This window comes from Achromobacter sp. SIMBA_011 (genome assembly GCF_046535435.1).
GTDB lineage: Bacteria > Pseudomonadota > Gammaproteobacteria > Burkholderiales > Burkholderiaceae_B > Achromobacter > Achromobacter dolens.
On sequence record NZ_JAWRWN010001335.1, the window covers coordinates 1 to 230 of the forward strand.

Below are 230 nucleotides of genomic sequence, written 5' to 3' on the forward strand. Positions count from 1 at the left end.
GCTTGAACGCGGGCGGCAGCTCGTCGCGATGCACGTTCGCGAGCGCGGCGTGCAGTTCGTAGAGCGCGAGCTTCATCCACAATTCGCTCGTCTGATGCTGGACGATGAACAGCATCTCGTTGTGATCCGGCGAGAGCGGATGCTGGGCGTTGAGCACCTTGTCGAGGCCGAGGTAATCGCCGTAGCTCATCGACTTCGAGAAGTCGAGCTGGGCGTCGTGCCAGCCGTCG

At 62.6% G+C, this 230-nt stretch carries 1 protein-coding gene; it reads right to left on the reverse strand.

The window, feature by feature from the left end:
• A partial coding sequence (locus SB816_RS35425; RefSeq protein ID WP_410548675.1) for a tryptophan 2,3-dioxygenase family protein occupies positions 1–230 on the reverse strand: 230 nt, incomplete at both ends.